Here is a 5,679-nt window from a genome sequence, read left to right on the forward strand (position 1 = left end):
GGCGGCCTTGTAGGGCCGCACGCGACCAGCGCACTCCTGCGGATGTGGCGCTGGGAATTTCCGTGGGTCCCGGCGTCGCTGACGGGCGGGTTTCGGCTTGAGCGTAACCGATTGCCCAGGCCGAGCCCGGGCGAGGTTTCCCGTTTGTCCTTTCTGCCCCTGATCGCGGCTCAGGTTTTAACGTCGCGGAAACCGTGGCACCCGCGTCGGCCGATTGGTCTGGCACGATCGGTGGGTGTTTCCCTCCAACTCGCCCGAGACCGGCCGCGATCCGTGGGCCAACGACCCGCTGGCGGCGGGTGGCTCGGCGCCGCGTACCGGACCGGCCGTGGAGACCGACGAGCGGCGACGCTCCGGCGGCCCACGACGCCTGCGCCGCGGTGGCTCGCCCCGGCGTCCCGAGGACGGGCCGGACGTCGACGACGACGAGGAGGAAGAGCTGGAGCCGCCGGTCGAGGTGCGCCGGCAGCTCACGCTCGCCATCGGCGGGTTCGCCGCGCTGCTCGGCCTCGGCCTGGTCCTCGCGGCACAGACCTCCGGGCCCGGGCACCGGCTGCCCTTCACCATCGTGGTGCTCACCGTGCAGGTGCTGTTCGTGCTGGCCTGGACGATGGTGACCCGTCCGCCGGCGTTGGCGGTGGTGCTCGGGGTCGGCGTGGTGACCGCGGTGGTGGCCGACACCATGGCCGTGCGGTCGGCCGAGGCCCGCCTGGGTCCGCTGTTCTTCGTCGCCATCGGCGGGGTGCTCGTCGCGGTACTCGGTCAGTTGGTCCGCCGGGTGGACCGGGTCCGGGTGACCGACTCGCTGCGGACCACCGCCACCATCGTGTTCGGGGTGGTCGCCTTCGCCACGCTCATCGTGCTCAGCCGGATCCCCGCCGGCACCCAGGCGATCGCCGTCTGCCTCACCGCGAGCGCGGTCGCGCTCACCGTCGCCCGGGTCGCCGACGCCGCCGCCGCCTGGCCGCGGCTCGCTCCCCAGGTGCCCCGGGGAGCGGCCGGCGTGGTCGGCGGAGCGATGGTCGGCACCCTGGTCAGCGCGCTGCTGGGCAGCTACCTGGTCACCCCGTTCACGCCGACCAGGGCCGCGATCATCGGCCTGGTCACGGCGGTGGTGGCCGTCCTGGCCGACCTCGCCGTGGGGTACGCCGAGGCCGGCCGGCTGATGGCGGGCGAACTGCCGCCAGTGTGGGCGGCCCGGCACGTGCAGGGTCCGCTCGGCGGCTTCGCGATGGCGGCGCCGGCCGCGTACCTGATGTGCCAGCTGGTGTTGTGACCGGCTGGTCGGGCGAGCGGCGATTGAGGAATCCGGACTCCGGGTAACACCGGTGCGCGCTGGGCGGCAATCACGTACGACAAGACAGGAGACGGCGTGGACCACGAGCACACGTACGAACAGCGACCGCGGCGACGGGGGCGCAAGGTACTGATCGGGTTCGCCGTACTGCTGCTCGTCCTCGCCGGGTTGCTCGCCATCGCCGACCGGGTGGCGGCCAGCGTCGCCGAGCGCACCATCGCCGACGAGGTCCGCAAGCAGGTGGTTCAGCAGGGCGCGCAGTCCTCGCCGCCGGAGGTCGAGGTGGGTGGCTTCCCGTTCCTCACCCAGGTGCTCGACGGCCGGTACGAGCGGATCACCATCAGGCTGCGCGACGTGCGGGGCTCGGTGCAGGGCGATGCGGTCGCGCTGCCCAGCCTGGACGTGGACGCCCGCAACGTACGGGCCTCGCTGGACACGCTCCGCTCCGGCCGGGGCGAGGTCGTGGCCGAGACGGTCAACGGCACCGGCACCATCAGCTACCAGAGCCTGGCGGCCCTGCTCGACCGGGAGGGCCTGACCCTCGGCGAGCGGGACGGGAAGCTGGCCGTCACCGCGCCGGTGGACATCCTCGGCCAGCGGCTCACGGTCACCGGCACCGCCGACATCGTCATCGGCGAGCAGGGGCAGATCTCGCTGCGCTTCGAGCAGTTGGACGCCGAAGGGCTACCCAACGCGCCGCTGGCCCGCACCCTGCTGAACAACTTCGCCCGCAGCATCTCGGTCGCCGTACCCCTGCCGGAGCTGCCGTTCCAACTGACCGTCCGCGAGGTCCGGCCGCAGCCCGAGGGTCTGACGGTGACCGCCGACGCCCGGGACGTACCGATCAACTCGGCTGGCTGACCTCGGGACCCGTGTCCCGGATGCTGGTCGGCCCGCTGGAGATAACCGGGATGGCTGGTAGGCTCGCTGACCATGGGGACGCTCCTCACCAAACGGCGCGCGGTCGACCTGTGCCGCGTGGCCACCTGCCTGTGTCGCCCCGTCATCTGACGGCGGGGCTGTAACGGGCCGCCTAGCGGCCATCGGCACTCGGGGTACGCGTACCTACATCCCGGTGCACCCCACCGGACGCCCGGCAGCGGCGCCGTCGCACGAACCCGTGATCCGTTCCTAGCTATGGGTCCCGCGCGTGGTGCGACACATCCACATCCTCGACCTCCGCGCGCTGGCTCACCATCCATCCTCACCAGGGAGTGATCTGATGAGTCGCGACACCGCACTCGTCTCGGCCGAGTGGGCCGAGAAGAACCTCGACGCCGCGGGCGTCGTCTTCGTCGAGGTCGACGAGGACACCTCGGCCTACGACACCGGCCACATCGCCGGCGCGATCAAGCTCGACTGGAAGAACGACCTGCAGGACCCGGTCCGCCGGGACTTCGTCAACAAGACCCAGTTCGAGGCGCTGCTGTCCGAGCGGGGCATCAGCAACGACGACACCGTCATCCTCTACGGCGGCAACAACAACTGGTTCGCCGCGTACGCGTACTGGTACTTCAAGCTCTACGGCCACGGCGACGTCAAGCTGCTCGACGGCGGCCGCAAGAAGTGGGAGCTGGACGCCCGGCCGCTGGTCGCCGACGCGGTGACCCGCCCGGCGACCCAGTACGTCGCCCAGGAGCCGGACACCAGCATCCGCGCCTTCCGGGACGAGGTCGTCGCCGCGATCGGCACCAAGAACCTGGTCGACGTGCGCAGCCCCGACGAGTACGCCGGCCGCCTGCTCGCCCCCGCCCACCTGCCGCAGGAGCAGGCCCAGCGCGGTGGCCACATCCCGACCGCGATCAGCGTGCCGTGGTCCAAGGCGGCCAACGAGGACGGCACCTTCAAGTCCGACGACGAGCTGCGCAAGATCTACTCCGAGGCCGGGCTGGACGACGGCAGGGAGACCATCGCTTACTGCCGGATCGGCGAGCGCTCCTCGCACACCTGGTTCGTGCTCCAGGAGCTGCTCGGCCACAGCAACGTGAAGAACTACGACGGATCCTGGACCGAGTACGGCTCGCTGGTCGGTGTGCCGGTGGCGCTCGGCGATGAGCCGGGGGAGGCCTGAGATGACCGCACCCACCGCAGCAAGCGCTGCCACCGCCGCCGGTTGCGCGGCGCCGGACCAGGCCGCACCGCTGCCCGCCAGCCTCGACCTGGAGAAGGAGACGGTCATCACCGGTGTCGTCCGCTCCGTCGAGGGCGAGGCGGTGCCCGGCGCGTACGTCCGACTGCTCGACTCGACCGGTGAGTTCACCGCCGAGGTGGTGACCTCGCCGGCCGGCCAGTTCCGGTTCTTCGCCGCGCCCGGCACCTGGACTCTGCGGGCGCTCTCCCGGTACGGCAACGGGGACACTGCCGTGACGGCCGGCCGGGGCATCAACGAGGTGACCGTCACGGTCGTCGACTGACCCACGCTCTGATCGGCCTCGTGGCCCGCGTCCCTCGTTCCGTGGGGGATACGGGCCACGAGCCGTATCCGGCCCGGTTTGCCTGTTCTCGGCTGCTGGGCGCAAAGGATTCCTTGGAATCTTGGACAGTTGTCGTTTTTCGCTGACGACAACTGTCCAAGATTGACACTCGGGCTACCGGGGGAGCGGGCGGAGGGGGTGGCGGGAGCAGCCGCCGCCGTGGTCGGGGCGGAGCAGGCAGCGCCGGCCGTAGCTCATCGGCCGGTCGCAGAAGACCTGATGGTGTACGTCCGGCGCGCCCTCCACGGAGATCGTCGTCTCGCCGAGGATCAGATCGGGCAGGAAGCCGAGCGACCGGGTGAGTGCGCGGGTGAGCACGTGCGCGGCGGCCAGGTCGGTCGCGCGTACGGTCAGGTGGACGACGAAGCGTGGCCGCTCGTCGGTGCCGGCGTCGCTCACGCCCGCGCACCGGGCGCGAACCGCGACTGCCAGTCGCGCAGCGCGCGCTTGACCCGCACGTTCTCCTCCCGGGTACGCCCCAACTCGGCGTGCAGCGCGGCCAGGTCGTCGGCGACCCGGCGCAGGAACAGGTCGACCTCGGTCGCGTCGAGCCCCCGCCGGACCAGCGCGAACTGTCGCTCCCGGATCTGGTCGGGGCGCAACGGTCGGTACGCCGCGGACCGGTAGTGCCGGCCCGGATTGCCGGCGCCCGTCGGAGCGGGGCTGTCCTTGTGCCGGCGGAAGCGCCGGAACGGGTTGCGCACGTCGACCACCTCTTCCGAGGGTGCTGGGGCGTCGGTGGGTCGGGGTGAGTCGCCGTGCCCGACCCACCCCGACCGGGGGATTGAGCCCTGCTCGTTGCCACGCGAGGAGCGCTCGCCGGCCAACTTATGCGCCTAAGGCGCATAAGTCAAGGTTGATGGGCGTCAGCTTGTCGAGATGCGGGGGTGCGTGATCGAATCGGAGGTGCCACGCGAGGAGCGACATGCCTGCTACCCCGGATTACCTGCGAATCGCCAATGGAATCATGTCGGACGTCGAGAGCGGCAAGCTCAAGCCGGGCGACAAGCTTCCGTCGATCGCCCAACTGTGCGAGCTGCACCGCGTCGGTGCGTCCACGATCCGTCAGGTCTTCATCCGGCTTGAGGCGCTCGAAGTGATCGATCGCCACCAAGGCAAAGGTGTCTTCGTCACCGACCCGAGCACCTGGCTCCGCAAGCCTTGACCTGACAAGAGATCTTGGTACGAATCGACCCCCAGAGGGGCGGTGACGTACCAAGATCTCTGGTCAGCTACTTGTCGATCAGCTTGGCGAGGTCCACGCCGGTCAGGGTGATGGTGTTGCCGGGGGCGGATACCGGGTTCCCGGCCGCATCGAGTTCGTATTTGCCCTGGAGTGGATTCAGCAGCGATGCGGGGGAGTCGGGGTAGGTCTCCAGGAACAGCAGATAGGAGCGCCCGGTCGAGATCGGCGCGCTGTCCGCATTTTCGTACCTGACCCCGTCGAGGGTGCCCCCGAGTTCCTTCACCTCGATGATGTCGCCCGGCTTGACCGATCCCTTGTGCACCTTCTCGACCGTTGCCCGGTGCACGGTGATGACCGTTGCGGTCCGGTCGTTCAACTGCTCCTGCTCCGGAACGCCCGCGTTGGGGTTGAGCTGCGGATCGGTGATGTCCGAGGCGTCGGACGGGAACTCCTTCTCGACCCGGGGCTGCCCGCCGAATCGGGCCTCGATGATCAGGGTCGCTCGTCGGGCCAGGTCGTCGGCCGTCAGATAGGAGGGATGGTCCGCCTCGTAGAGAACGGTGCTCGGCCGGGCCGGATTCAGGCCGCCGCAGCCTGCCGACAGGAGGACCGCCGCGCTGCCGATGGCCAGCGCGTTCAACATTTGCCGAGGGATACGCACGGCTACCGCCTTTCGCCGATGCTCCTTACGGATGGTAGGCGTCGACCGCGACGTGTTGAGT

Annotated in this window: 9 protein-coding genes; 6 read left to right on the forward strand and 3 right to left on the reverse strand. The window is 70.2% G+C overall.

The genetic code is table 11. From position 1 onward, the window contains the following. The first annotated feature begins 235 nt into the window (after positions 1 to 235). From AB0M52_RS29455 to AB0M52_RS29475, 5 genes are all read left to right on the forward strand, one after another. A complete protein-coding gene (locus tag AB0M52_RS29455; protein ID WP_363960494.1) occupies positions 236 to 1,276 on the forward strand; it encodes a hypothetical protein in 1,041 nt (346 codons plus the stop codon). Positions 1,277 to 1,372: 96 nt separating this feature from the next. Next, positions 1,373 to 2,158: a DUF2993 domain-containing protein gene (locus tag AB0M52_RS29460; RefSeq protein WP_363960497.1), complete on the forward strand. Its 786-nt coding sequence runs from the start codon at positions 1,373 to 1,375 to the stop codon at positions 2,156 to 2,158. Positions 2,159 to 2,230: 72 nt separating this feature from the next. Next, positions 2,231 to 2,308: an Ms5788A family Cys-rich leader peptide gene (locus AB0M52_RS29465; RefSeq protein WP_311202345.1), complete on the forward strand. Its 78-nt coding sequence runs from the start codon at positions 2,231 to 2,233 to the stop codon at positions 2,306 to 2,308. Positions 2,309 to 2,519: 211 nt separating this feature from the next. Continuing rightward, a complete protein-coding gene (locus AB0M52_RS29470; protein ID WP_363960500.1) occupies positions 2,520 to 3,368 on the forward strand; it encodes a sulfurtransferase in 849 nt (282 codons plus the stop codon). 1 nt (position 3,369) lies between these two features. After that, complete coding sequence (locus tag AB0M52_RS29475; RefSeq protein WP_363960503.1) at positions 3,370 to 3,711, forward strand: DUF1416 domain-containing protein; 342 nt, start codon at positions 3,370 to 3,372, stop codon at positions 3,709 to 3,711. A 174-nt stretch (positions 3,712 to 3,885) separates the two neighbouring features. Here the strand turns inward: AB0M52_RS29475 and AB0M52_RS29480 are convergent, their stop codons facing one another. Both AB0M52_RS29480 and AB0M52_RS29485 read right to left on the reverse strand, forming a co-directional pair. Beyond that, the gene (locus AB0M52_RS29480) at positions 3,886 to 4,170 is read right to left on the reverse strand and encodes a hypothetical protein (RefSeq protein ID WP_363960506.1); all 285 of its coding nucleotides are present in this window, start codon (positions 4,168 to 4,170) and stop codon (positions 3,886 to 3,888) included. Next, positions 4,167 to 4,484 carry a DivIVA domain-containing protein gene (locus AB0M52_RS29485; RefSeq protein WP_363960509.1) on the reverse strand — a complete coding sequence of 106 codons (318 nt, stop codon included), beginning with the start codon at positions 4,482 to 4,484 and terminating at the stop codon, positions 4,167 to 4,169. The genes AB0M52_RS29480 and AB0M52_RS29485 overlap by 4 nt, the downstream gene beginning before the upstream one ends. Positions 4,485 to 4,696: 212 nt before the next feature. Here AB0M52_RS29485 and AB0M52_RS29490 point away from each other — a divergent pair, with 212 nt between their 5' ends. Further along, on the forward strand, positions 4,697 to 4,936 hold the full coding sequence (locus AB0M52_RS29490) for a winged helix-turn-helix domain-containing protein (protein ID WP_363960512.1): 240 nt from the start codon (positions 4,697 to 4,699) through the stop codon (positions 4,934 to 4,936). 67 nt (positions 4,937 to 5,003) lie between these two features. Here the strand turns inward: AB0M52_RS29490 and AB0M52_RS29495 are convergent. Beyond that, on the reverse strand, positions 5,004 to 5,679 hold a 676-nt coding region (locus AB0M52_RS29495; protein ID WP_363960515.1), incomplete at its 5' end, for a hypothetical protein.

Source organism: Micromonospora sp. NPDC051296, from assembly GCF_040682255.1.
GTDB classification, from domain to species: Bacteria; Actinomycetota; Actinomycetes; order Mycobacteriales; family Micromonosporaceae; genus Micromonospora; species Micromonospora craterilacus.